Annotated in this window: 1 protein-coding gene; it reads right to left on the bottom strand. The window is 64.4% G+C overall.

What is annotated here, in order from left to right; all coding sequences use genetic code 11:
- Positions 1–186: hypothetical protein (locus tag RMT89_RS44310; protein ID WP_315889414.1), on the bottom strand; the 186-nt coding region annotated here is incomplete at its 3' end.
- Positions 187–253: the final 67 nt, after the last annotated feature.

Below are 253 nucleotides of genomic sequence, written 5' to 3'. Positions count from 1 at the left end.
GTGCGGCGCATGCTGGGCGACAAGCTGGATGAACCCTCCAAGGAGTTCATGGAACGCCAGCGCGACGCCGAAAGTGCCCACCGCCCGGATCGTTGATCCGGCGCTGGGTTGAAACGAAAAGGCCCCGGAGCGATCCGGGGCCTTTTCTGTTGCCTGCTCCGACGTGTCGGAGCGGATGTTGGTCAACCGCGGATGTCGCCTCCGGCAGCCAGGTGACCGGATCGATCCACGCAGCGGAAGGTACGCATCGCAA

The organism is Streptomyces sp. P17 (genome assembly GCF_032436805.1).
Lineage (GTDB): Bacteria > Actinomycetota > Actinomycetes > Streptomycetales > Streptomycetaceae > Streptomyces.
Note: the sequence above shows the minus strand (reverse complement) of the source record. Positions and strands in the feature narration are given on the sequence as shown.